This is a genomic window from Gordonia sp. KTR9 (genome assembly GCF_000143885.2).
Taxonomy (GTDB): Bacteria; Actinomycetota; Actinomycetes; order Mycobacteriales; family Mycobacteriaceae; genus Gordonia.
In genome coordinates this window covers 2,276,495-2,302,461 of record NC_018581.1, presented here as the reverse complement: position 1 = coordinate 2,302,461, position 25,967 = coordinate 2,276,495, and the positions used below count along the sequence as shown (strand labels likewise).

General features: G+C 67.2%; 22 protein-coding genes. 1 reads left to right on the top strand and 21 read right to left on the bottom strand.

Annotation, left to right across the window (positions count from 1 at the left end):
- Positions 1–22: 22 nt before the first annotated feature.
- The 21 genes from trmD to rsmD all read right to left on the bottom strand — a co-directional run bounded on the left by trmD (position 23) and on the right by rsmD (position 25,142).
- Positions 23–742, bottom strand: coding sequence for a tRNA (guanosine(37)-N1)-methyltransferase TrmD (trmD, locus tag KTR9_RS11205; protein WP_014926458.1), 720 nt, complete (start codon positions 740–742; stop codon positions 23–25).
- Positions 742–1,275: a ribosome maturation factor RimM gene (gene rimM / locus KTR9_RS11200; protein WP_014926457.1), complete on the bottom strand. Its 534-nt coding sequence runs from the start codon at positions 1,273–1,275 to the stop codon at positions 742–744. The genes trmD and rimM overlap by 1 nt, the downstream gene beginning before the upstream one ends.
- A gap of 26 nt (positions 1,276–1,301) precedes the next feature.
- Complete coding sequence (locus tag KTR9_RS11195) at positions 1,302–1,544, bottom strand: RNA-binding protein (protein WP_004572301.1); 243 nt, start codon at positions 1,542–1,544, stop codon at positions 1,302–1,304.
- Entirely contained in the window at positions 1,541–1,978 is a 438-nt protein-coding gene (gene rpsP, locus KTR9_RS11190; protein WP_010841588.1) for a 30S ribosomal protein S16, read from the bottom strand. Before rpsP ends, KTR9_RS11195 begins: the two co-directional genes overlap by 4 nt.
- A gap of 473 nt (positions 1,979–2,451) precedes the next feature.
- Positions 2,452–3,522 (bottom strand): amidohydrolase family protein, encoded by a 1,071-nt coding sequence (locus KTR9_RS11180; protein ID WP_014926456.1) that lies wholly within the window; start codon positions 3,520–3,522, stop codon positions 2,452–2,454.
- Positions 3,519–5,081, bottom strand: coding sequence for a signal recognition particle protein (ffh, locus tag KTR9_RS11175; protein WP_014926455.1), 1,563 nt, complete (start codon positions 5,079–5,081; stop codon positions 3,519–3,521). Before ffh ends, KTR9_RS11180 begins: the two co-directional genes overlap by 4 nt.
- A 37-nt stretch (positions 5,082–5,118) precedes the next feature.
- The gene (locus KTR9_RS11170; protein ID WP_010841592.1) at positions 5,119–7,659 is read right to left on the bottom strand and encodes a [protein-PII] uridylyltransferase; all 2,541 of its coding nucleotides are present in this window, start codon (positions 7,657–7,659) and stop codon (positions 5,119–5,121) included.
- Positions 7,660–7,769: 110 nt separating this feature from the next.
- Positions 7,770–8,108, bottom strand: coding sequence for a P-II family nitrogen regulator (locus KTR9_RS11165; RefSeq protein ID WP_004572306.1), 339 nt, complete (start codon positions 8,106–8,108; stop codon positions 7,770–7,772).
- A 50-nt stretch (positions 8,109–8,158) separates the two neighbouring features.
- Entirely contained in the window at positions 8,159–9,511 is a 1,353-nt protein-coding gene (locus tag KTR9_RS11160; RefSeq protein WP_014926454.1) for an ammonium transporter, read from the bottom strand.
- A 232-nt stretch (positions 9,512–9,743) separates the two neighbouring features.
- The gene (gene ftsY, locus KTR9_RS11155; RefSeq protein WP_014926453.1) at positions 9,744–11,324 is read right to left on the bottom strand and encodes a signal recognition particle-docking protein FtsY; all 1,581 of its coding nucleotides are present in this window, start codon (positions 11,322–11,324) and stop codon (positions 9,744–9,746) included.
- Positions 11,321–14,929 (bottom strand): chromosome segregation protein SMC, encoded by a 3,609-nt coding sequence (gene smc, locus KTR9_RS11150; RefSeq protein ID WP_014926452.1) that lies wholly within the window; start codon positions 14,927–14,929, stop codon positions 11,321–11,323. The genes ftsY and smc overlap by 4 nt, the downstream gene beginning before the upstream one ends.
- Positions 14,930–14,973: 44 nt before the next feature.
- Complete coding sequence (locus tag KTR9_RS11145) at positions 14,974–15,279, bottom strand: acylphosphatase (RefSeq protein ID WP_010841596.1); 306 nt, start codon at positions 15,277–15,279, stop codon at positions 14,974–14,976.
- Between the two features lie 4 nt (positions 15,280–15,283).
- Entirely contained in the window at positions 15,284–15,742 is a 459-nt protein-coding gene (locus tag KTR9_RS11140; RefSeq protein WP_014926451.1) for an OsmC family protein, read from the bottom strand.
- A gap of 544 nt (positions 15,743–16,286) precedes the next feature.
- Complete coding sequence (locus tag KTR9_RS11135; RefSeq protein ID WP_014926450.1) at positions 16,287–19,055, bottom strand: TrlF family AAA-like ATPase; 2,769 nt, start codon at positions 19,053–19,055, stop codon at positions 16,287–16,289.
- Positions 19,056–19,329: 274 nt separating this feature from the next.
- Entirely contained in the window at positions 19,330–20,235 is a 906-nt protein-coding gene (locus KTR9_RS11130) for a hypothetical protein (RefSeq protein WP_044507867.1), read from the bottom strand.
- A 480-nt stretch (positions 20,236–20,715) separates the two neighbouring features.
- Positions 20,716–21,621, bottom strand: a complete 906-nt coding sequence (mutM, locus tag KTR9_RS11125) for a bifunctional DNA-formamidopyrimidine glycosylase/DNA-(apurinic or apyrimidinic site) lyase (protein ID WP_014926448.1) — start codon at positions 21,619–21,621, stop codon at positions 20,716–20,718.
- Between the two features lie 36 nt (positions 21,622–21,657).
- Positions 21,658–22,383 carry a ribonuclease III gene (rnc, locus tag KTR9_RS11120; protein WP_014926447.1) on the bottom strand — a complete coding sequence of 242 codons (726 nt, stop codon included), beginning with the start codon at positions 22,381–22,383 and terminating at the stop codon, positions 21,658–21,660.
- Positions 22,376–23,023: a YceD family protein gene (locus KTR9_RS11115; protein ID WP_148281273.1), complete on the bottom strand. Its 648-nt coding sequence runs from the start codon at positions 23,021–23,023 to the stop codon at positions 22,376–22,378. The genes rnc and KTR9_RS11115 overlap by 8 nt, the downstream gene beginning before the upstream one ends.
- Before the next feature lie 92 nt (positions 23,024–23,115).
- On the bottom strand, positions 23,116–23,967 hold the full coding sequence (locus KTR9_RS11110; RefSeq protein ID WP_010841605.1) for a DivIVA domain-containing protein: 852 nt from the start codon (positions 23,965–23,967) through the stop codon (positions 23,116–23,118).
- 118 nt (positions 23,968–24,085) lie between these two features.
- Positions 24,086–24,574 (bottom strand): pantetheine-phosphate adenylyltransferase, encoded by a 489-nt coding sequence (gene coaD / locus KTR9_RS11105; protein ID WP_014926444.1) that lies wholly within the window; start codon positions 24,572–24,574, stop codon positions 24,086–24,088.
- Positions 24,575–24,590: 16 nt separating this feature from the next.
- Positions 24,591–25,142: a 16S rRNA (guanine(966)-N(2))-methyltransferase RsmD gene (gene rsmD, locus KTR9_RS11100; protein WP_014926443.1), complete on the bottom strand. Its 552-nt coding sequence runs from the start codon at positions 25,140–25,142 to the stop codon at positions 24,591–24,593.
- 164 nt (positions 25,143–25,306) lie between these two features.
- Between rsmD and ectA the strand changes: the two genes are divergently transcribed.
- The gene (gene ectA, locus KTR9_RS11095; protein WP_010841608.1) at positions 25,307–25,834 is read left to right on the top strand and encodes a diaminobutyrate acetyltransferase; all 528 of its coding nucleotides are present in this window, start codon (positions 25,307–25,309) and stop codon (positions 25,832–25,834) included.
- Positions 25,835–25,967: the final 133 nt, after the last annotated feature.

Here is a 25,967-nt window from a genome sequence, read left to right as displayed (position 1 = left end):
CGAGTCGAATCTCTCGCGAATCCTAGCCCGGATCGCGCGGATGGTCCGTGGCGGAGTCCACAGCGTCCGTGAGAAGGTCGGGTCGTCGCGCGCGCGTGCGTTCGAGGGCCTGTTCCGCACGCCACCGGGCCACCTTCGCGTGGTCGCCGCTGAGGAGCACCGACGGGACGTCGAGACCACGCCAGGTCACCGGCCGTGTGTAGCTCGGACCTTCGAGCAGGCCGTCGGAGAACGAATCCTCCTGATGCGACCGAGGATTGCCGAGCACACCGTCGAGGAGACGCACGGTCGCCTCGATCATCGCCATGACCGCGACCTCTCCCCCGATGAGGACGAAATCGCCGAGGGACACCTCTTCGACGCGCACCCGCCGGGCGGCGTCGTCGAAGACGCGCTGGTCGATGCCCTCATATCGGCCGCAGGCGAACACCAGGTGCTTCTCCGTGCTCCAGCGACGGGCCGTCTCCTGGGTGAACGGCACGCCGGCGGGGGTCGGCACGATCAGCAACGCGTCGTCGGGGCACACCTCGTCGAGGCACGGACCCCAGACGTCGGGCTTCATGACCATCCCGGGTCCGCCTCCGTAGGGCGAGTCGTCCACGCTGCGGTGGACGTCGTGCGTCCAGTTCCGCAGGTCGTGCACCGTGACGCTGATTCGTCCGGCATCGATCGCCTTGCCCAGCAGGGCAACTCGGAGCGGATCGAGATATTCGGGGAAGATCGACACGACGTCGAGGCGCATCACGGCGCCTCGTCGATCGAATCCGGATCCAGCAATCCCTCGGGTGGATCGATCACGATCAGTTCGCGACTGACGCTCGGCACGATCTCCCGCACGAACGGGACGAGCACCTCGCGGCCGTCGGTCGTCCGCACCGACAGCAACTCGCCGCCGGGCAGGTGCAGGACCGATTCGACGACGCCGACCGCGGCGCCGTCGACCAGTTGCACGGGCACGCCTTCGAGTTCGTGATCGTAGAACTCGTCCGGGTCGTCGGAGGGCTCCACCTGCGAGGAGTCGATGAGGAACAGCGTGCCGCGCAGGGCGTCGGCCGAATTCCGGTCCGTGACGCCGGCCAGGGACACCAACAGCCGCCCGGAATGCTCCCGGGCGGCTGTGATGGTGAAGTCCCGTTCCCCGGCACCACGCGGCAGACGGCCGCGCAGCACCGCGTTCGGGGCGAAACGCACCTCGGGCTCGTCCGTGCGGACGTCCACGACGATCTCCCCACGGATTCCATGTGACTTGACCACACGGCCGACGACGAGATCCACGATGCGTTCGGTGTTCGGGTTCTCGCTCAGCGGTCGGTGTCGACGATGTCGACGCGCATCCCGCGTCCGCCGATTCCGGAGACCAGGGTGCGCAGCGCGGTCGCGGTACGACCGTTGCGCCCGATCACCTTGCCGAGATCGTCGGGGTTCACGTGCACCTCGACGAGCCGCCCACGGCGGCCGGTGACGAGGTCGACCCGGACGTCATCGGGGTTGGAGACGATTCCGCGGACCAGGTGCTCGACCGCGTCGGCGACGACTGCGCTCACGCGTCACCCTCGGCGGCGGGCGCCTCGGCAGCCTCGTCGTCCTTCTTGGCGGCCTTCTTCTTTGGGGTGGTCGCGGCGGCGACGGGCTCGTTGTCGGCGGCGGCGAGCGCGGCGTTGAACAGGTCGAGCTTCGACGGCTTGGCCTCGGCGGTCTTCAGGGTGCCCTCGGCACCCGGCAGGCCCTTGTACTTCTGCCAGTCACCGGTCACCTTGAGGATGGCGGCCACGGGCTCGGTCGGCTGCGCGCCGACTCCCAGCCAGTACTGGGCGCGCTCGGAGTCGACCTCGATCAGCGAGGGCTCTTCCTTGGGGTGGTACTTGCCGATGGTCTCGATGACCCGGCCGTTGCGGCGGGTGCGGGCGTCGGCGACGACGATGCGGTACTGCGGGTTGCGGATCTTGCCGAGCCGCGTGAGCTTGATCTTGACAGCCATGTCTACTTCTCTTTCGTGTGGTCACTGCGCAATTCAGCAGTCCGCCCGGAATGGCGGACCCGGTTTTGCGTCTGTATCGGTGTGACCGTCGGGCGGCCGTAGCCGGATCCGACGAACCAGCGAGCCATTGTGCCAGACCGGACCGCGGACTCCGAATCCGACGACCGGGCGGTGAGCGATGCCGGGGTCGGAGGCGCCGATGTACCGGCATGTGGTCACCCACCCCGCGAGGACGACCACATGCCGTACGTCGCTCTTCCGTCACTCATCGGTGTCGGCTCATCGGTGTCCGGGCTCGCGACACCGCCGGAGCCTCCCTCGACCCCTGGCTCCGACGGTTCCGCGTCGCCGAACCCAGGCTGAGAGGATCCGGCGTGGACTGATCCGGTTCGCAAATAGGAGAACCGTTGCAACGCCGTTGCTACGTTACGTGGCGGTAAGAACGCCAACCAGAGGCCGTCGTGTGTCGTTGCTCACACGATGTGGCGCCCCGACGACACCACTGCTAGCGGGTGTCGCAGGACGCCCAGATCGTCGCAGGGGTCGGCCGCATAGACCACGAAGTCGGCGCGATGCCCGTCCTCCAGGACGTCGGCGCCGAGCCAGCGCCGGGCGTTCGTCGAGGCGGCCGCGATCGCGGCCGCGGGACCCAGGCCGATGCCGGACAACGCCTCGATCTCGTCGACGATACGACCGTGCTCGACGAATCCGCCCGCATCGGTCCCGGCGAAGATCTGCACTCCGGCCTCGCGCGCGGCGTCGAACACCTTCGGCGCACCGGCGTGCAGAGCGCGCATGTGCGCGGCATAGGTCGGGAAGCGCTCGGCGCCGTCGGCGATCCCGGGGAAGTTCTCGACCTGGATCATGGTGGGCACGAGGGCAATCGAGCGGTCGACGAGCTGATCGATCAGATCGTCGGTCAACCCGGTGCCGTGCTCGATGCAGTCCACGCCGGCGCCGATCAGGTCGACCAGCGCGTCCGTTCCGAAGACGTGGGCGGTGATCCGCGCGCCGTGCTCGTGCGCCACGGCGACCGCCGACTCGATCTGCGCACGCGTCCACAGCGGGGCCAGGTCGCCGACCTCGCGATCGATCCAGTCCCCGACGATCTTGACCCAGCCGTCGCCGGCCTGCGCCTGCCGGGCCACCTCGGCCGCCAGTTCGTCCGGATCGTCGAGGTCGACGCCGTAGTCGCGCAGGTACCGCTTGGGCCGCGCGATGTGCTTGCCCGAGCGGATGAAACGAGGGCACGCGGGATCGTCGTCGAGCGGGTGGGTGTCCAGCGGCGACCCGACCTCGCGGATCAGCAGCGTGCCCGCCCGGGCATCGGCATAGGCGAACCCGCGGGCCTGCTCGATGTCGACACCGAGGCCGGGTGCGATGCCCACATGATTGTGGGCATCGACGAGGCCCGGCAGGATCCAGCCGCCGTCGACCGCCGTCTCGGCGTCGGGAACCGGTGTGGCACTGATGGTGTCACCGTCGACCCAGAACTCGATGGGCTCGGCGGTCAGCGGGTCGGTGCCGCGATAGTGCCGGGTCACTTCTTCTTTTTGGGCTGCTGGAACTGCGACACGTCGAGACCCTCGAGCCCCGGCGGCAGCTGATCGAGGCCGGCCGGCATGTTCGACAGGTCCGGGAACCCGGCCGGCATGCCCCCGGGCATGCCCGGGAAACCGCCGCGCACCTTCGGCGGCGTGGGGCCGCGGCCCTTGCCCTTCTTGCCCTTGCCCTTCTTGCGGTTGGACTTGCGGTTCATCCCGCCCATGCCCATCCGACCCGACATCTGCGCCATCATCTTCCGGGCCTCGAAGAACCGGTCCACGAGCTGATTGACCTCGCTCACCGTCACACCGGACCCGTTGGCGATACGGATGCGGCGCGAGGCACTGATGATCTTCGGGTTGTCGCGTTCGGCGGGAGTCATGCCGCGGATGATCGCCTGGACCCGGTCGAGTTGTTTGTCGTCGACCTGCGACAGCACGTCCTTCATCTGGCCGGCGCCGGGCAGCATGCCCAGGATGTTGCCGATCGGGCCCATCTTGCGGATCATCAGCATCTGCTCGAGGAAGTCCTCGAGGGTCAGCTCGCCCTGCGTGATCTTGGCGGCCGCCGCTTCGGCCTGCTGCGCATCCCAGTGTTGTTCGGCCTGCTCGATGAGCGACAGCACGTCGCCCATCCCGAGGATGCGGCTGGCCATGCGGTCGGGATGGAAGACGTCGAAGTCCTCGAGCTTCTCGCCCGATGACGCGAACATGATCGGCTGGCCGGTCACCTCGCGCACCGACAGCGCCGCACCACCGCGCGCATCACCGTCGAGCTTGGTCAGCACGACGCCGGTGAAACCCACGCCGTCGGCGAAGGCCTCGGCGGTGGTCACCGCGTCCTGGCCGATCATCGCGTCGACGACGAACAGCACCTCGTCGGGCGAGGTCGCGTCGCGAATGTCGGACGCCTGCTTCATCAGCTCGGCGTCGATGCCCAGACGGCCGGCGGTGTCGATGACCACGACGTCGTAGTGTTTGCTGCGTGCCTCGTCCACACCGGCCTGCGCGACCGAGACCGGATCGCCCGCGGTCACGCCGAGCGTGCCCTCACCGCCCACGCTCGTGCCCGGATGCGGCGCGAACACCGGCACACCGGCGCGTTCACCGACGATCTGCAGCTGCGAGACCGCGCCCGGCCGCTGCAGGTCACAGGCGACGAGCAGCGGCGTGTGCCCCTGCTGCTTGAGCCAGTTGCCCAGCTTTCCGGCGAGCGTCGTCTTACCGGCGCCCTGGAGTCCGGCCAGCATGATGACGGTCGGCGGGTTCTTGGCGAACCGCACTCGCCGGGTCTCGCCGCCGAGAATGCCGACGAGTTCCTCGTTGACGATCTTGACGACCGTCTGCGCCGGATTCAGCGCCCCGGAGACCTCCGCACCCTTGGCGCGCTCCTTGATCCGGGCGATGAAGGACCGGACCACCGCGAGCGAGACGTCCGCCTCGAGCAGCGCGAGCCGGATCTCGCGGCAGGTGCGGTCGATGTCCGCGTCGGACAGCCGCCCCTTGCCACGCAGATCCTTCAGGGCACCGGTCAACCGGTCGGAGAGGGAATCGAACATGGTCCCATCCTTCCATGTGGGTCCCGGGACCGAACATCTAGGAGATGGGCACTCCGGACCGGCCGGTCCCGCCGTAGGACTGCGGCCCGTCGCCGTCTTCCTCGCGCACCGGCCGCGGAGGCGGACAGACCGCGACGACGGCCTCGGCCAGTTCGGCCCGCGCGTCCTCGGTGTCGGTCGCCAGCCGGAGGCCGAAGATGTCCACGCCGGTGGTGCCCAGAGTCGACACCTTGGCCCATCGGATGTCGGCGCCCCGCTGCTCCAGGACCGCGCTGACCCGGCTGAGCAGGCCGATGCGGTCATCCGAGCGGACTTCCAGCACCGCCTCCCCCGCGGGTGCGTCGAGCCACGTCACCCGTGGCGGTGCGACGGCGAACAGCGCGGGCACCGCGTTCTTCGGATGCCCGGCCCCGTCCACCTCGGGATCGGTGCTGCCCGCGCTCGCGCCGATCGTCACGACGGTGCCGGGAATCGTGCTGACCGTCCCGATCGTCGGGATCGGCGAGTCCCGTTCGCGTGCGTCGAGCCGCGCGAGGACGTCGATCTTGCCGTCGACGGCAGCGATGAGCTGCTGACGCAACAGGCCGGCATCGGGCGGACTCCCGAACATCGGGACCACCTGGAAGGAGTTGATCGCCTTGCCGTCGGCACTCTGCGCGGAGGCCGAGTGGGATCGCAACCCACCGAGGGCCAGCACCCCGGCCATCTTCGACAGCAGGCCGGGCTGGTCCGGCGCGACCATCGTGACGCGGTAGGTGTGCTGGCCGTCCGCCCGGACGAGCCGCACCGCGAAGTCCCCCTCGGCCGCCGTCGCGAGCTGTTCGGCGGTCAGCGGTTCCGGCGCGCTGGGCTCCTCCCCGTCGATGAGTCGCATCGATCGGCGGACGAGGTCGAGGATGAGCGAGGCCTTCCACTCCCCCCACACCCCCGGACCGGTGGCCAAGGAGTCCGCCTCGGCAAGTGCGGCGAGGAGTTCCAGGAGCACCCGGTTGTGTCCGAGGGTCTCGACGACGGATTCGGCGGTGGCCGGGTCGTCGAGGTCGCGACGGGTGGCGACCTGCGGGAGCAACAGGTGGTGGCGCACCATGTCGGAGAGGATCGCCACATCCTGCGGCCAGAGTCCGAACCGGTTGCCGACCTGGACCGCCAGATCTGCGCCGACGATGCTGTGATCGGCACCCCGGCCCTTGCCCAGGTCGTGGATGAGCGCACCGAGCACGAGGAGGTCGGGCCGGGACACCCGCGTGGTCATCGCGCTCGCATAAGCGGCCGTCTCCACGAGGTGCCGGTCGACGGTCCAGGTGTGGATGGCGTCGCGGGGCGGGAGGTCGCGGACCGCACCCCATTCCGGCAGCAGCCGTCCCCACAGTCCCGTGCGGTCGAGCGCCTCGATCGGGTCGACCATGTGGTGTCCCGAACTCAGCAGGACGAGCAGGTCGCTGCGCGCCTCGGCGGGCCACGGCTCGCGGAGTTCCGGCGCGTAGTCGGCCAGTCGGCTCAGCGTCGAAGCGCTGATGGGCAGGCCGGTGCGTGCCGACGCCGCCGCCACGCGCAGGATGAGGCCCGGGTCCTTGCTCGGGATCGCGTTGCGCGCCAAGACGATTTCGCCGCTGTGCTCGACCACGCCCTCGTCGAGCGGACGGCGGAGGGGCGAGCGCCGAAGCTTCGCCAGTCCGCGGCGCGGCAGGGCGTTGCCGGCGGTCCGCAGGCCGACGTCGATGGAGTAGCTGACGGTGCGGGCCGAGTCGCTGATGACCCGGGCGAGATCGAACCGGTCCCCGATCCGGAGCGCCGCCCCGATCTCGTCGGCGTCCTGCGCCTGCACGTGCTCGCGGGGACGCCCGGCGATGCGGTGCAGTTCGGTGCGGATGTCGAGGAGCCGGGTGTAGGCGACCTGCGGTCCGGCGCCGGGCGAGTCGGGGCGCAGGCTCGCCATCCCGTGGGTGAGCTGAGCGATCGCCAGTGCTCCCAGGAGCTGCACGTCGCGCAACCCGCCCCGGCCGTTCTTGAGGTCCGGTTCGGCACGGTGCGCGATGTCGCCCGCGCGCCGCCAGCGGTCCTGGGCGTGGGAGACGACCTCGGGGAACCGATTGCGGATGTCGTTGCGCCACTGCTGGCGGACGCCGCTGATCAGCAGGGTGGACAGGTCCTCGTCGCCGGCGATGTGGCGGGCTTCGAGCAAGCCGAGCGCCGCGGTGACGTCGTCACCCGCGACCTGCATCGCCTGCGGCACCGTCCGGACGCTGTGGTCGAGCGGGATGTTGGCGTCCCACAACGGATACCAGAGACCGTCGGCCACCTCGGACACCCGTTCGGCGGGCATGTCGTCGTGCAGCAGGATCAGATCGAGGTCGGAGTACGGGAGCATCTCGCCGCGCCCGAGTCCGCCGACGGCGACGATCGCGAAGCCACTATGCGGCTTGATGCCGAGTTCGGCGCCCTTGCTGGTCAGCCAGAACTCGTGCAGGTCGACGAGCACCTGGCGCAATGCCGGTGCGTCGAGTTTTCCCGAGCGGCCGGATTCGGTGAGTTGCCGTCGGGTCTTGGCCAGGTCTGCGGCGCTTACGACTGCCTCCAAAGTGTGAGGGAGAGAGGATGATTCGCGCTGTCGAATGGTACGGCCCCGCGCCCGACTGGTCGTCGGGCACGGGGCCGTTCACCGGAGTTCGTCAACGCAGCACGGGCTCGCTACAGAGCGTCGCCGCCACGCTCGCCGGTGCGGACGCGGACGACGGACTCGACGGGCGACACCCACACCTTGCCGTCACCGATCTTGCCGGTCCGAGCGGCCTCGACGATCACGTCGACCACCTTGTCCACGGCCGCGTCGTCCACGACGACCTCGACACGGACCTTCGGTACGAAATCGACCGAGTACTCCGCGCCGCGGTAGACCTCGGTGTGGCCCTTCTGGCGTCCGTAGCCCTGGACCTCACTGACGGTCATGCCGAGGATTCCGGCCTGCTCCAGTCCGGCCTTGACATCCTCGAGCGTGAACGGCTTGACAATTGCAGTGATCAGCTTCATTAGTTATCCCTCTCCACAGGAATCAGCGTAGTAGCGATTGGGCTCGAGCGTCATGCCAGCTCATAGGCCGTCTCGGCGTGTTCTGCCTCGTCGATGCCGGTCTTCTCGTCCTCATCGCTGACCCGCCAACCCAGAGGCTTGAGGACGAAGGCGATGATCGCGGTGAGCACACCGGTGAACACGAGTGCGAAGAGGGCGATGACGACCTGGACCACGAGCTGCTTGTAGTCGCCGCCCCAGAACAGGCCCACGTCCTTGCCGATGAGACCGATCGCGACGGTGCCCCACAGGCCGGCGACGAGGTGGACCCCCACGACGTCGAGCGAGTCGTCGTAACCGAACTTGTTCTTCAGCCCGATGGCCGTCGCGGCGAGGGCACCGGCGATGAGGCCCAGGATCAGCGAGCCGACCGGCGTCAGCGAACCACAGGCCGGGGTGATGGCGACCAGACCGGCGACGATGCCCGATGCGGCACCGACGCTCGTCGCGTGCTTGTCGCGGATGACCTCCACGACGAGCCAGCCGATGATCGCGGCGGCCGTTGCCGCCGTGGTGTTGACCCACACCTGTCCGGCGAGGAGGTCGGCGCCCAGCTCGGAGCCGACGTTGAACCCGAACCATCCGAACCAGAGGAGTGCGGCACCCAGCATGACGAACGGGATGTTGTGCGGACGGTATGCGGTACGACCGAACCCGACACGCTTGCCGATGATGAGCACGAGCACCAGCGCAGCGATACCGGCGTTGATGTGGACCACGGTGCCGCCGGCGAAGTCGATGGGTGCGACATTGGCCGACCCCTCCTCGTCGACGCCGAACATCTTGGCGGCCAGACCGTCCTCACCGGCGCCGAGCAGGCCGCCGCCACCGACGAGTCCACCCCACACCATGTGCGACAGCGGGAAGTACACGATCGTCGACCACAGCACGGTGAAGACGAGCCAGGTCGAGAACTTCACCCGCTCGGCGAGCGCACCGCTGATCAGCGCGACGGTGATGACCGCGAAGGTCAGCTGGAATCCCATGAAGACGATGGCGGGGATGCTGAGTCCGCCGGTGACGTACTGCTCGGTGTCACCCTCCCCGATGGTGTTCATGAGCTGATCCGACCCGAACAGCGCGAACGGGTTCGCGAAGATGCCGCCGATGTCGCTGTTGCCGGTGAAACCATCGCTGAACGACATCGAGAAGCCCCAGAGCACGTACACGACGCTCACCGTCGCCAGTGCCCCGAAGGACATCATCATCATGTTCAGGACAGACTTGCCTCGCGCCAACCCCCCGTAGAAGAAGGCGAGACCTGGGGTCATCAGCAACACCATGGCGGCCGACACGAGCATGAATGCCGTGTTGCCCGTGTCTATCGGGCCAAACGATTCGTTTGGCAACTGAGCCAAATCCACTACGAAACCTCCTCAGGATGCGCCGACGGCTCGGCGCCTCCAAAGAGATTGTCCGCAGTCGGTTTCAGCCGTGGTGCCCCGACGTTTCAGGCGCGTAACCCCCTGGCCGGTTTATATTTCGCCCATGTAACGCCCCAGTTCGGCTCTGAGCCGTCTCTCAGGTTCGGCGGGCGACCGCTAACACCAGGTTTCCGATCACAGATCCCGAATTCACAGCAGCACCCGCGGGAATTCACAGGAGGGCGTCGACGAACGCCTCCGGCTCGAAGGGTGCGAGATCGTCGGCGCCTTCGCCGAGCCCGACGAGCTTGACCGGCACCCCGAGCTCCTTCTGCACGTGGAACACGATGCCGCCCTTGGCGGTGCCGTCGAGTTTGGTGAGCACGACGCCGGTGATGTTGACGACCTCGGCGAAGACGCGGGCCTGCATCAGCCCGTTCTGTCCGACGGTCGCGTCGAGCACGAGCAGCACCTCGTCGACAGGCGCCTTCTTCTCGACGACGCGCTTGACCTTGCCCAGCTCGTCCATCAGTCCGGTCTTGGTGTGCAGGCGTCCGGCGGTGTCGATCATGACGACGTCGACGCCGGTCTCGATACCGCGGTCGACCGCGTCGAACGCCACCGCGGCCGGATCGGACTGCTCCTTGCCGCGCACGATCTCGGCACCGACCCGCTCGCCCCAGGTCTGCAGCTGGTCGGCGGCGGCGGCGCGGAAGGTGTCGGCGGCACCGAGCAGGACGCGGCGTCCGTCGGCGACGAGCACCCGCGCCAGTTTGCCGGTCGTGGTGGTCTTGCCGGTTCCGTTGACCCCCACGACGAGCACGACCGCGGGACGGCCGGCGTGCGGAAGCGCCCGGATGGACCGGTCGAGCGTCGGGTCGAGCTGGTCGACCAGGACCCGCTTGAGCAACGCGCGGGCCTCGCCCGCGGTCCGGACCGGATTGGCCGCGAGTTCGGTACGCAGCGTCTCGACGACGACGGCCGTGGTCGAGGCTCCGAGGTCGGCCATCACGAGGGTGTCCTCGATCTCCTCCCAGCTGTCCTCGTCGAGGTCGCCGGCACCGAGGAGTCCGAGTACTCCCTTGCCGATCGCGCCCTGCGACCGGGACAGACGGCCACGCAGGCGACCGATCCGGCCGGCCGTCGGCGCGATGTCGTCCAGCGGTGGCGCCGTGGTCGCCTGCGCGACATCGTCGGGCACCCGCGTCTCGGGTTCGACGGTCTCCGGTTCCGGCTCGGCCGTGACCGGCTCGGGCTCGATGACCTCGGGTTCGGTGACCCCGGGTTCGGTGACCTCGGGTTCGACGACCGCGGGATCGGCCGTCTCCGGCAGTGTGCTCTCGGGCGCCGCCGCCTCGGACTCCCGTGTCCCGGGCGCTGGTGTCTCGGGTTCGGCGATCTCCGGCTCTGCTGTGTCCGGCTCGGGAAGCGACACCTCGGTGACGCCGCGTCGGATCGAGTCGCGCGGGACCGCGGCGTCGTCGCCGACACCCGGCTGGCCGTCCACGTCCGTGCGGTCCCCCGCGGGCCGCACCACCTCGGGCGCGGGCGCCGGGGGTTCCGGTGTCCGGGGTTGCGGCTCGCGTCGGGGCGGTTCGGCGAGCGCGGTCTCCCCGCGGCTGAAGCTGAAGCCCGATCCGGCCTGGTATCCCCCGGACCGGTCGACCTGACGGGTCGTGCCGTCGACGACCTCCGGCTGCCGTTCGTCGGTGAGCGAGATGCGCCGGCGGCGCGACAGCACCAGACCGAGCACGATCAACGCGATCACGACGAGTACCGCGACGACGATGCCGATGATGATTCCGGTGTTCACTGGCTGGTGTCCTCCTGTTGACCGACGGGCATGTTCACTCCGCGCATGCGTTGCGAGATGACCGTCGTGATGCCGTCGCCGCGCATGCTGACGCCGTAGAGCGCGTCCGCGACCTCCATCGTGGGCTTCTGGTGGGTGATGACGATGAGCTGGGACTTCTCTCGCAGTTGCTCGAACAGAGTGATGAGTCGCCGCAGGTTGGTGTCGTCGAGTGCGGCCTCGACCTCGTCCATGACGTAGAACGGGGACGGACGCGCGCGGAAGATCGCCACCAGCATCGCGACCGCGGTCAGCGACTTCTCCCCACCCGACAGCAGCGAGAGCCGCTTGACCTTCTTACCGGGCGGACGCGCCTCGACCTCGATGCCCGTCGTCAGCATGTCGCCGGGTTCGGTGAGGACGAGTCGGCCCTCGCCACCCGGGAACAGTGTCTGGAAGACCTGGGCGAATTCGCGTTCCACGTCGGCATAGGCCTCGGTGAACACCTGCAGGATGCGGGCGTCGACGTCTTCGACGACGTCGAGCAGGTCTTTGCGCGCCGCCTTGACGTCTTCGAGCTGCGACGACAGGAAGTTGTACCGCTCCTCGAGCGCGGCGAACTCCTCGAGTGCGAGCGGGTTGACCTTACCGAGCGTGTTGAGGTCCTTCTGCGCCTTCTTCGCACGGGCTTCCTGGGTCGCCCGGTTGTACGGCATCGGGGCCGGGGCGACGACCTGCTCGCCGCGCTCCCTGGCCTGCTCGTACTCGGCCATCTCCAGTGCCGACGGGGGCATCGGCACGTCGGGACCATACTCGGCGATCAGATCGTCGGGGGCGATCGCGAAGGTCTCGAGGACCTGCTCTTCGAGCTGCTCGATCCGCAGCGCGACCTGGGCCCGCGCCACCTCGTCGCGGTGGACGGTGTCGCGCAGCGAGTTCAGGGTGGTGGTCAGTTCGCCTGCCCGCACCCGCAGCTCGTCCAGGGTCGCGGTGCGCGCGGTGCGGATCTCTTCGAGTTCGTCGCGTCCGGCCTGGGCCGACGCCACCGCGGCGGCGAGGCGTTCACTCACCTGGGCGCCGGCGCGTTCGACGGCCGCCGCGACCCCGGCGGCCTGTCGCCGGATCTCGTCCTGGCGACGGGCCCGCTCGCGTGCCTCCCGCTCGCGCTGTGCGGCGCGGCGCAGCGAGTCCGCCTTGCCCCGGACCGAGGCCAGGCGTTCTTCGGCGGTCCGCAGCGTCAGACGGGCCTCCATCTCCGCGCTGCGCGCCACGCCGACGGCCGCCGACGCGGTGGCGCGTTCGGAGTCGTCGGTCGACATCTCGGTCCCCGCGTCGGACTCGTCCCGGGCGAGCCGGAGTCGCTCGGTGAGTTCCTGCAGGGATTGCAGGGTGTCCGCGCGGCCTTTCTCGAGCAGGTTCCGCTGTCGCGTCAGTTTGTCGGCCTCGGCGCGAGCCGCCCGGATCTCCTGGCCGAGCCGGGCCATCTGTTCGTATGCCGCTCCGACGCTGGCGTCGGACTCGTGGAGGGCGGCGAGCGCCTCCTCGGCCGCCTCCCGGCGCTCGTGCTGTTCGGTCAGCGCCCCGTTGAGCGCCGCCTCCAGTTCTTCGACGCGTCGGCGCGTCGCGGTGAGTTCGGCGGTCGCCGCGTCGATGGCCGACTGGACCTCCAGCGTGGAGGGCCGGCGCGAGGAGCCACCTTCGACCGACGCCGCCGAGATGCGGTCTCCGGCGGGGGTCACCGCGCGTACACCGAGACGGCGGGCGAGCTCGAGCCCTTGCGCGGGATCGTCGACGATCACGGTGTCGGCCAGGACGGTGTCGATGGCGCCGCGGATCTCCGGCCGGGTGTCGACCACCGAGGCGGCCCACCTCGCCCCGTCCGGCAACGCGATCTCGCCCCGCCGATCCGGACCGGTGAGTCCGCCACAGATCAGCGCGGCCCGTCCCCCGTCGCCCGACTTGAGTGCCTCCAACGCCCGCACCGCGGCGACCCCGTCCACGGTGACGATGCCGTCGACCGCAGGTCCGAGCGCCCCGGCGATGGCGGTCTCGTAGCCCGGCTCGACGGTGACCAGCTCCGACATCGGACCGAGGAGACCGTCGGGCGCGTTCTCCAGCAACCACGCGCCACCGTCGCCTCGTTCGAGTCCCATGGCGAGCGCGTCGACTCGCGCCGACAACGAGGCGATGGCGTGCTCGGCCTCGCGGTGTGCGGCCTGCAAGGTGGCCACGCGCTCGTTGGACAGGTTCAGCGCGGCGACGCAGCGTTCGTGGTGTTCGTCGAGCGCACGTTCGGCGGCCTCCAGTTGCGCCAGCTCGCCCGCAGCCGAATCCTGTTGCGTCACAGCAACTTCGGCCCGTTCGACGGCGGTCGAGATCGCGTCGGTGAGGCGCTGGGCGTCGGCGTCGGCCGACTCCGAGCGGGTCCGCAGGTTGTCCACCTGGCCCTCCAGCCGCGCGAGCCCCTCACGCCGGTCGGCGATGGCCCGGACCGCGGCGAGATGGGCGGCCTCGGCCGCTTCCGCGATCGATTCGCGCTCACCGAGCACTTCTCTGGCGGTTTCGAGCTGCTCGGCGGCGATCTCGACGCCCTCGGTCAGTTCGGCTTCGAGTTCGGCCGCCTCGAGGGCTTGCTCGTCGAGCTCGTCGGGGTCGGGCCCAGACGTCTGACCCACCGGCTCACTGAGGTATCGGCTGCGTTCGGCGGCCACCCGGCGGGTCGCGTCGACGCGCTCGGCGAGCGCCGACAACCGGAACCACGCACGGTTCGCAGCAGCGGCGGCCGGTGTGATCTCGGCGAGATGCTGTTCGTGTTCGGCCACTTCCGCGTTCGCGCGGTCCAGCTCGGCGGCCACCTCGTCCTGCCTGCGGCGGACCTCGTCCTCGACGGCGGCGTGTTCGGCCATCTCCATCCGGCGGGTGACGAGGTCGTCGGCGGCCAGACGCAACCGGGCGTCGCGGAGGTCGGCCTGCACGGTCTGGGCACGGCGTGCCACCTCGGCCTGACGACCGAGCGGCTTGAGCTGACGGCGGAGTTCGGCGGTCAGGTCGGTCAGGCGCGCCAGATTGGCCTGCATCGCGTCGAGCTTGCGGACTGCCTTTTCCTTGCGCTTGCGATGTTTGAGGACACCGGCCGCCTCTTCGATGAACGCGCGTCGGTCCTCGGGCCGGGACTCGAGGATCGCCGACAGCCGACCCTGCCCGACGATCACGTGCATCTCGCGGCCGATGCCCGAATCCGACAGCAGCTCCTGCACGTCCATCAGTCGGCACGAACTGCCGTTGATCTCGTATTCGCCGGCCCCGTCGCGGAACATCCGGCGGGTGATCGACACCTCGGAGTACTCGATGGGCAGCGCCCCGTCGGCGTTGTCGATGGTCAGCGTCACCTCGGCGCGGCCCAGTGGCGGGCGGCCGGACGTGCCGGCGAAGATGACGTCCTGCATCTTCCCGCCGCGCAGCGCTTTGGCCCCCTGCTCGCCCATCACCCAGGTCAGGGCGTCGACGACGTTCGACTTACCGGAGCCGTTGGGCCCGACGACGCACGTGATACCCGGCTCGAAGCGCAGGGTCGTCGCCGAGGCGAACGACTTGAAGCCCTTCAGGGTCAGGCTTTTGAGGTGCACGACGGTACAGACTACTCACCATCGCGATGTGTTTCGGGCTCCGCTCACCGTTCGACGAAGCCGTCGAGCTCCCCGCGCGGTTCATCCACACGCTCGACCACCAGGTCCACCTGTCCCGGGGTGGTGCCGGACCGCAATGCGTCGAGCAGGGCGAGCGCCTTGTCTCGTGGCCCCTCGGCCACGACCAGCACCCGACCGTCGGCCTGGTTCGAGGCATAGCCCACCAGACCGAGTTCGAGGGCGCGGGACCGCGTCCACCACCGGAAGCCCACGCCCTGTACGTGTCCGTGGACATGCGCGGTCAGCCGGATGCGGTCGGTGCCGTCGTCGGTCCGGGTCTGGTCTGGCACCGTGTCAGTCCGTCTCGATCCGCAGATCCACCTCGGCACCGGCCTTGACGGTACGTCCGACGGTGCACACCGCGTCGATGGCGCGTTCGACGACGACGAGCAGGCGCGCCGCGGCCTCGGGTTCGAGCTCGGACAGGTCGATCTCGAGGATCTCCTCGATGCGCGGGTAGACCTCGTTCTCGCGGTCCGCGTCGCCACTCACCCGGATCGTCGCGTCGTAGTCGTCACCGAGGCGACGGGCCAGCGGCCGGTCCGACGACATCCCCGTACAGGCGGCCAGTGCGATCTTGAGCAGTTCGCCCGGGGTGAAGACACCCTCGACGTCCTGTGAGCCGATCAGCACCTCGGCGCCGCGAGAGCTTCGTCCGGTGTAACGGCGGGTGCCCGTGCGCTCGACCCAGAGGTCGGTGTGGACCTGGTCGGCAGGGACCCCGGACGTGGGGGCAGTGGCTTCGGTGGTCATCGAAGGCGGGTCCTCTCAGAGTCTCCGGCGGGCGCCGCCGGCATCGCGAACAATAGTAAGAGCTCCGGATCGGGAATTGTTCCCAGTTAGTGATTGCCCCCGCACCGCGTCGCAGCTCCCACACCGGCTCAAAGCCTGGGAAACGCACGATGCCCCTTACGCTGGATCCCCATATCGCCCCTAGAACCACTGCAACGCAAGTCTTCCGAGTTGGGGTCGGTCCTCCAAGAGAGCCGAGCGGCGGCGTCACGCACTGGACGAGAGGTTTAGCTTCGACTAAAGGCTGCGTGATCTGCGCGAGGTCGTCTGTGGCGGCGACGTGCAGGCCCTACGTCCGCAACCGCAACCCGAGGGAAGATGTTGCCCCACCCGCATCTTGATCGTCGCTTGCGACCAGACCGAGCCTGAAGTGGCGCGACCCGACCTCCGGCCTGTTACCACCCGTGGCCGGGTGATCGCGACGCAGCGACAAAGCCAGGCGACGTCCGTACCGCTGACCGCGACGCTCTAGGGGCACGCCTGAGTGGCGGCCGTGTTTGACGGGCTAGTCAAGGGATCCGATCAAGCGCCGATATCGTGTCTTGATGGCGTCTTCGCCACCCTCGAGAATCTCACAGACGTTCTCCCGCACTGCCGCCCGTTGCAACGTCCCCTCTGCCTCAACCACTGGCAACAGATCCCCGTGTTGCAGGACGATGATGTTCTCCGAGCCGGATGTCACGACTACGTTGGCATTGTGCGTCGAGATAATGAGTTGGCGATTCCGCTTTATGGTCTTGAGGGTCTGGACCGCCAAATGGCGGATCAATTTGTTCTCTAAGTCGTCCTCGGGCTGATCTAAAAGCAACGGATCCGTTCCCATTTGGAGGATGACCGTCAATAATGCTGCTGTCTTTTGCCCTGGAGATCCCCGATCGACGGGTACGAAGTTACCCGCGTCACGTAGTCGATAGCGAACCGAAACGAGGTCGTCCGGAAACCACAGCATGATGTCGGTTACAAGATCGAAAGTGTCGATGTTCGCAAACCTGTTGTAGAAACGCGAATCAACCTTGAACCCAGATGCAATCTGCGCACCGACCCCATCTTCAACCAGCTCGACGAGCTTCTCCTTAAAGTTGACGACGTGATCTGCGAATCCCGGGGACTTCGGTTGGTGGCAGTTCAAGAAGGACGCGATGCCATCCTTCGCAAATGCCGAGTCGAACGAGTCGGGACAGTTGAGTAAGTCGCGGAGCGAGCCTTCCAGCCTGCCGATGTCGCCCTGATGGAACACCTCCACCTTTGTGAGGGATCCACCGGAGTAGTTCAGGGCATTGGTAAATGCTTTTCGGCGCTCAAAGAGTTCACGTCGCTTGTCTATGACTAAGGTCAGAATCTCATCAATCACAGACTCTTGTTGTGCCCTGTGCTCATCAGAGTTCTCGACCGAGCGCAACTCCTTCTCCAGCTCGGCTTGTCGCTGGCGATCCAGTCGCGTCTGCTCCGGAGCAACGCGTGAGGGCCCGCCCTGGTCACTCAGCCACGTGTTGAGCTCAGTGACTCGCGCTTGCCATTGCTGATGCGCCGTTCCCGCCTCCCAAGCTGACCTCGCAGTACTCAACTCGCGCGAAGCTTCATCCATGAGGTCCGCCGCGCGGATGAGGGACGCCGCGCGGTCCGAGTATTCAGCCACATTAAGAAACTCGGTCGTAAGTCCGCGCAACATTGTCGCCTGACCACGGGCTTCGCGTTCGATCTTGACCGCCTCCTCCTCGGCGGACACGGACTGCCGAAGTCGGGTCTCGAGCGTCTCGAGCTCCTGATACTCACTACTCGCTTTGACTTCCTCGAGGTGACGCAGTCGGCCCCGCACTTCCTCCAGTTCGCCACGAATCCGATCAGCCTTCTCCGATTCAGCGAGCAGTTGCCGCAGCTTGTTTCTCTCACCTTTAAAACGAAGCTGGAGCGCCTCGTACTCCTCGTCCCACTCTGCTCGCCTAATCTGCGGCATGTCATCAAGGATGGCGAGAAAGCTCTGTGGCTGCGACGCCAACTCGTAGATCTGCTTCTGGCTGAAGACACGGACCGGCGCACGGTCGTACACGCGCCCAGCCTGCACCTCCCATTTAGATCCATCCCACAGTTCGATCTTCGAATGCGTAGGGTCCGACCCAAGCCATGTCACCTTCAGTGGACGTCCATCCTTCGTGTAATTGACAGTTATCCGAGTTCCGGAACCCCACCACTGCTGCTCCGGCTCGCATTGGGGATCGAACCTGACCAGATCGACTGCGATGCCCTGCGGTAATTCGCTGGACCGGCCCAGGGCCAACCGGAGGAGTTCGAGGACTGTCGACTTGCCAACTCCGCGGCCGCCGATGAGGCAGTTCATCCACGGGCCGAATCGATATGTTTCCGTCGCACCTTCGTGGCTGACCTCAAGCGAGTTGATGTGGCCGTGGTCGATGACATTTGGGTCGTCATAGTCCTTGAGGCACCGTCGGATCGACTCTTGCGGATCTGTGAGCGCCAGTCGCAGGCCTTGAAGGTTGAGAGTTTCGGCCTTCACGAGTGTGAGGTGCGTGCCTGGCGCCTTGGCCGAGGCCGGGTCTGGGTGTGAATCGACTGTGAGATGGTGTGCGTCGGACCCTAGCAGCGGCACCCAATTCCAAGGGGCGACAAGGTCGAGCGCATCGTCGTCGATTACCTCGACAGCGTAGATGTAGGGACTCTCGCCAAGGGATGCCAGCTCGCGCGAGTCCATCTTGAGTACGCCGTGCTTCTTATCCGCATGAGCGGGCACGAATAGGCCGCCCAGCTCGTCCACGATCTTAGCGGCGGCCCCAACCGTCACCTCGGCTGTTTGGTCGCTGGCCCCTCGAGTGCCCTTGTATTGGCAGAGCGTTAACGTTTGGTTGACGATCTCGGCCGGGCTTTCTGGGTCGAAGATAGCGAGAGCATGTATCCCGCCGGTCACTGTCAATTCCACGCCGGGGAAGATCACAAGTGTCGAGAACCTTTGGTCCTCGTCGATCAGCTCCGCAAGCGCAGCACGCGCTTGCTCGATCCCCTCGTGCGTGTTGTGATCAGCGACGACGATGCCATTGACGCCTGCGTCGCTATACGCCCGGATCCACTCTTTAAAAGTTGGCTTCGGAGCATCGCTTCGAACATCAGGGAGACCGCCGTAGTCGAACGACGCTGGCGAGTGCGCGTGGATGTCCAGACTCCACCAACGACCACCGACGCCTCGACTCGTTACGGAGAGGTTGGCGGCCCCGTGTTCGTCAGAAGCTTCAGCTGACGATTCGCTCAAATCAAGACTGGTCACGCCGAGTACGCCTTAGGTTGAAAATTCACAGCCCGCTGCGTGTTGATCTTGCGATTCGTCGCCCCTTCGCCTGTTTTGCGGCGCCGAGTCCGAGTAACGATCTTCGACATACACTCCCTTTCGAGACCCGGCGCACCGCAGATAGCGAGCACCTCATTGAGGAGTCATCGTATCGGTGGGTACCGACAGAGCTTGGGAGCCGAGACCGACTGCCTCAGAAACCATGTGGTCACTCAGTGCGTGACCATAGGCTCTGCAAGACCGACGGCGGGTATTAAGCCTGGCAGAGGGCGTATATGAACCCGATCGCGGACTCCACACGAATGCGCAGTGCGTTGAGCTGGGTGATCGTGAACTTTCCGGCGTGCCCGTGAGTGCCGTCGTTGAACTCGCGGAAGAGGCTGAGAACATTGTCCATGTCTTGCTCGACGAGGTCCTCAATGGACTTCTCGTCAATGCCCTTGCGCCGCAGGAGGTAGCCAACCTTGGCCCGTCGGGTCGGCACCCCCCTGTCGGTTCGGCTGCATGACGGATCGGCCTCGGCGACACGGGAGTCGGGAGCAGCGCCGTCGATCATCGCGATCAACACCTCTCGCGCGCTGGTGCAAAAGTGGCGGGCGGCATCGGGGTTGCGCGGGCTCAAGGAGAACAAGGCACCTGTCCACCGGTCAACGAGGTCCGGCCCGAACCTCAAGAGCTCAGTCTGCATACTCGGCCCGCGCAGCTGGTTCTCGGTCGGATCGTCCTCAGGCGCGCCGTCGCCGTGCATCGCATTGAGCAGGTAGGCACTGTTCGCAGCCTCCTCGCTGCCTCGGTCGACGAGCTCGCGTCCTGCTGACGAAATCGTCCGTCCGGAAACGCTCGCTTCGGTCGCCGCGTACGCCTGGGCAAGGGTCTCGACTGACGAGCGGTAGGTGACGAAAGTCGTGGCCGCCGGGCGAGAGTTCAGCCTCTGAATCTCCTGGTTGAGGCGTCGGCGCTGATTCTCGACCCGGGCGTTGTGCGCACGAGCCTTTGCGTTGTAAGTGCGCATGTCGCGGTTATAGAGTTTCACCGTTTTCTTCACCGCTGCGTTGTGACGGCGGACCTCACGATTATGGTTGTCGATCGCCTGCTTCTGTTGGCGTTGTTGCTTGTTCATCGCGGCCCTGAACTGCGCGGGCGTCATCTTCCGGACCATGACTTTGAGTATGTACGAAACCACCGACAGTTTTGATCGACGAGCGATACTCGTTGGATGTGCGCCATCCCGAACCGAGCATCTGCTCAGTCCGACGTCTCCGTGGGAGACGCGACAATGACTTCGATCGCACTTATAAAGGTTCGGTCGGCATCAGAACCTCCAGGCCACCAACGGTTACTTGACTTCGTAACGGGCTATCCCCGACCTTCGCGCCTTGACCGTGACAGGTAGGGGGTCAACGTGCCAGCCCTTGTACGGATGCTGCGCGTCCAGCGGATGCCGGGATCCGACCGCCCGAAGTCCCGCCCATGCTGTACCTGCAGTAGCTGGGGCTGCCGGGACCGATCTTGGCGAAGCGCGAGTGAACATCGAATCCTTCACCGGGCGCTTGCCGCCCGACGCGTAAAGCCCGCGCGAATCCGTGCGATGCCGTATTCGCGCCCGGTTCGACTCAGCCTCTGTACCGTCGCGGCCTTCTCAAGGCCTGCTCCCACTCCCGCGGCTCGGCGGTCGCTGGCAGCGCGGACAGAAGAACGAGCTGCGGTTCATGAACTGCTCCCTGCGCATGATCGCCCCGCACCGGCGGCACGGCTCCCCCGCCCGCCCGTAGGCGTTGAGAGACCGCTCGAAGTACCCGGACTGTCCGTTGACGTTCACGTACAGGGCATCGAACGACGTGCCGCCGACCTTCAGGGCCGACGCCATCACCTCGGTGACGGCGTCGATCAGCTCCCGCAGCTTCTTGCGACTGATCGTCTCGGCGATCCGCGCGCCGTGTAGTCGCGCGCGCCAGAGCGCCTCGTCGGCGTAGATGTTGCCGACCCCGGAGATCACGGTCTGGTCCAGGAGGACCCGTTTGATCTCGGAGTGCTTGGCGCGCATGCGATCCACGACCCGGCCGGCATCGAAGGCGGGGTCGAAGGGATCGGTGGCGATGTGCGCCACCGACATCGGGATGTCGGCGGGCGCTGCGCCGTTCTCGAGCGCATACGCATCCGGGGTGTAGTCGTCGAGATGCCAACCGCCGAAGGTCCGTTGGTCGACGAAGCGGAGTTCGTTCTCGTCGTCGAGGACGGCACGAACCCGCAGATGCGTGTGGTCGGGGGTCCCGGTCCGCGCGATCAGCATCTGGCCGCTCATCCCGAGGTGGACCACCAGCGCCGCCCGGTCGGCGGAGTCGGCGAGATCGATCCACAGGTACTTGCCGCGCCGGCGCACCCCGGTCACCTGTTTGCCGGCGAGCCGCCCGATCAGATCCGGTTCCCCGCCGAGGTGACGACGGATCGCACGCGGATGAAGGACTTCGGTCGACGCCACCACCCGACCGACGAGATGGGTCTCGAGACCGATGCGGACGGTCTCGACCTCGGGTAGTTCAGGCATGCATCGCCACGTGCGAGTCGTTCACGGGGTGGAGGTTCACGAGGCGGAGGCGCGCTCGGTGAGCACTCTCCACGCGTGCGCCGCGGCCTGCTGCTCCGCTTCCTTCTTGGTCCGGCCGACGCCCTCGCCGAGGCTCTCGCCGGCGACCAGCGCGGTGGCGGTGAACTCCTTGTTGTGGTCAGGACCGGTCGCACTGATCTGGTACTGCGGCGGGCCGAACCCGCGTTCGGAACTCAACTCCTGGAGCGAGGTCTTCCAGTCGAGTCCGGCGCCGAGACGACCGGCACGATCGATGCGTTCGTCGAAGAGCCGGAGGATGACCCGCTGTGACGTCTCGAGTCCATGGCTGAGGAAGACCGCACCGAACAGCGATTCCAGACCGTCGGCCAGGATCGAGTCCTTGTCGCGACCGCCCGTCATCTCCTCGCCGCGTCCGAGGAACAGGTACTTGCCCAGTCCGCCCTCGTCGCCGAGCCCGCGCGCGACGTCGGCGAGCGCGTGCATGTTGACGACGCTCGCCCGGATCTTGGCCAGCTCGCCCTCGGGCCGGTCGGGATATCGCAGATAGAGACGTTCGGTGATGACGACGCCGAGCACCGAGTCGCCGAGGAATTCCAGCCGCTCGTTGGTGGGCAGACCACCGTGCTCGTAGGCATAGGACCGGTGGGTCAGCGCCAGGGTGAGGAGGTCGTCGCGAATCTCGGTGTCCAGGGCGTCGAGCAGCGCGGCTCGCGGTCCGCCCTCGCGCACGACCTCAGTCACGATGTCGTTCCCGGTCGGAATCCGCGGTCTCGGCGGTGTCGCCGTCCGATGCCGACACCGAGTCGCCCTCGGCGAGGTCGGCGAACTTGTTCGCGAGGCCCGCCCAGCGGGGGTCGATGACCTCGTGCGAGTGCCCCGGCTCGGCGATGGCGAGCCGGACTCCGCAGACCTGGCACAGACCCTCACAGTCCTCGGAACACAGCGGCGACATCGGCAGTTCGAGTGCGACCGCGTCGATGATCGACTGTTCGAGGTCGATCCGGTCGTCGGCGATGCGATGGACGTCGTCGGCGTCGGTCGTCTGCTCGGTGGCGCTGTCCGGATAGGCGAAGAGCTCGGTGAGGAAGACCGTCACGGTCCCGTCGACCGGCTCGAGGCAGCGCGAGCACTGACCGACCGTCTCACCACACACCGTTCCGGTGACGAGGATTCCCTCGGAGACCGCCTCCAGGCGGAGGTCGAGGTCGACGTCGGAATCCGCCGGGATTCCGACCATCTCGACGCCGAGCCGCTCAGGTGTCCGCACGGTGCGATGCACCTCGGACATGGTTCCCGGGCGACGTCCCAGCGAACGCACATCCAGCACGAACGGCTCGCGCTTCGGAGTCGAACCGGGACCGCGCGACGGCTCTGAAGTCACAGCATGATCAGCCACAGACGCCTACCATACGCTCGCCTCCGGGAATGATCGACCGACGCCGGCGGCGCGTGAGAGCCCGGTCGACAGCCGTGTCACACCGCGAGCGGCGAACCGTGGTCGCGGTCGTAGGTGTGGCGGGCCGATGCCTCGCGCGAGCGCGATCCGTCACCACGACCCTCCGGCCGTGCGGACTCGTCGACGCCCCGGGGGTACTCGACGTAGTCGTGCATTCCGGCACCGGTGCGCAGCTGATGCCGCCCACGGTTCACCGACCGCAGCGTGCCGGTCAGGACCTCTTCGAACTGAGCGAGCTTCTCGTCGACGTAGACGTCGCAGTCACCGCGCAGGCGATCCGCCTCGGCGTGCGCGGCGTCGATGATCCGCTCCGCCTCGGACTTCGCCGCACCGACCACCTCTGTCTCGGAGACGAGTCGCTGCTGCTCGGCGATGCCGTCGGCCACCGACTTGTCGTAGGAGTTGTTGGCCGCGTCGATGGTGCGCTGGGCTTCGGCCCGCGCCCGGCCGGTGACGGCCTCGAATTCCCGCGCCGCGCTCGTCTGCAGGCGATGGGCCTCCTCGGAGGCGTCCTCGACGAGCGAGCTCGAGTGCGCACTGGCCTCGTCGACCATGCGGTCGGCCTGCGCCTTCGCCTCGGAGAGGATGCGGTCCGCCTCGGCGCGCGCGTGGGCGAGGACGGCCTCGGACTCCGAATCCGCCTTCGCCACCGTCGTCTCGGCGTGCTCGCGGGCGTCGCCGATGAGCGTGTCGCGCTGGTCGAGCACGTCCTGCGCGTCGTCGAGCTCGCCGGGGATGGAGTCCTTGATGTCGTCGAGCAGTTCCAGCACGTCGCCGCGCGGGACGACACAGCCTGCGGTCATCGGCACACTCCGTGCCTCTTCGACGATCGCGACCAGCTCGTCGAGAGCCTCAAATACCCGGTACACAGCCACCCCAATCCGGCGCTTGCCTGGTTGCAACAGTTGGTGAATCTGTGACTATTGTGCCGAATGGTGCGCTTGTGACTCGTGAAGCGAGTGGGGTGTGTCGCGATATGTCCCGAGATCAGGCCGACAGTTCGCCTGACAGCCGGCTCATCAGGCGGTCGTGCACATGTCCCGACAGGAATGGCGAGACGTCGCCGCCCAGCTTCGCCACTTCCTTCACCAACGAACTCGAGACGTGAGCGAAACGCGGGTCGGTGAGCAGGAAGATCGTCTCCACGTCGGCGAGCTCGCGGTTCATCTGCGCCATCGGCACCTCGTAGTCGAAGTCGACCGCGGAGCGCAGCCCCTTCACGATCGTGTGGATGGACTCTTGCCGCAGATAGTCGACGAGCAGACCCTCCCACCGATCGACCCGCACGTTCGCCAGGTCCGCGCAGTCCTCCTCGATGAGTCCGATGCGCTCGTCGACGCCGAACATGCCGCGCTTGTTGGGGTTGACCACCACGGTGATCACGACCTCGTCGAAACACGCCGCGGCGCGTTCGACCACGTAACGGTGACCAAGGGTGAAGGGATCGAAGGAACCGGGACACACAGCCGTCGTCATGGTCTGAACCTACCGGTCAGACCAGGCGGGCGATCTCCACCCGGGTGTCGCCGTAAGACTTGTCGACCACCACGTCGTACGACGCCGGCCACACCTCTCCGCGGGAACGGGCCGCCCGTTCGACGACGACCAGCGCGTCGTCGTCCAGGCGTGTGGTCAGGAGAGTGAGGTCTTCGGCTATCCGGTCGGCGGCGACGTCGTAGGGCGGGTCGGAGAACACCACACCGAAGCGCCGTTCCGGCTCGCCCGCGAGGTAGGCGGACACCGCGCGCGTATGTACGGTGGCGTTCGAGGCCACCCCGCACGCCTTCACGTTCGCGGCGATCGTGGCGGCAGCCCGGCGCCCCGAGTCGACGAACGTCGCGCCCGCGGCTCCCCGCGAGATCGCCTCGAGACCCAACGCGCCCGATCCCGCATAGAGATCGAGAACCCAGAGCCCGTCCAGATCGGATCGGGCGGCCAGCATGTTGAACACCGACTCACGAACACGGTCGGACGTGGGTCGGGTGCCTTCGCCCGGAACGCGCAGCCTGCGCCCACCCAGCCGGCCGGCGATGATCCTCGTCATGAGGCCATTCTGCAACCCGTGCAGCCACGCAAACCAATCCTGAATCACGTCTTTGTGAGCCACTTCACATTGCATGCCTGAACAGGGACAAGGTAGTGGTTCTGCAGGCCAATTTCCGCAGGTACATGACTTCCCCGACACGCGTTGTTAACGTCGAATGCGTTATGAGCCCTTCCCAAACAAGAACGGCCCCAACAACCACCCTTGCCGTCGACTACCGGACACCCACGGTCGACGACGGCACCCGACTCTGGGAAATCGCCTCGGACTCAAAGGTTCTCGACGTCAACTCGAGCTACTCCTACGTCCTGTGGTGCCACGATTTCGCCGCCACGTCCATCGTGGCCGAGGTCGACGGCCGTGCAGTCGGTTTCGTCACCGGCTACCGTCGGCAGAGCGACCCCTCCACCCTGATGGTCTGGCAGGTCGCCGTCGACGACGAGGTCCGTGGACACGGCATCGCCGCGACGATGCTCCATGAGCTGTTCGACCGCGCCAACCGCCAGGGCATGGTGGCCATGCACACGACGATCAGCCCGGACAACATTCCGTCGCAGCGCCTGTTCGGATCGGTCGCCAAGGCCCGTGGACTCCGATTCGAGCGCCGAGACTTGTTCCCCGCCAACGCGTTTCCCGACTCCCACGAGCCGGAGGACCTCTACATGCTCGAGCCGGAGATCCCCGAGCCCTGAGGCGAACGCCCCGAGCGCGCTTGCGCCGAACGCAGATCGGCGCCTGACGACCGGGTGCACCAGTGCAGATCGAACCGTCTGCCGACTCCGTGATCGGTTGTCCCGCCGGACTTCTCGAACACAAGCCGACCCC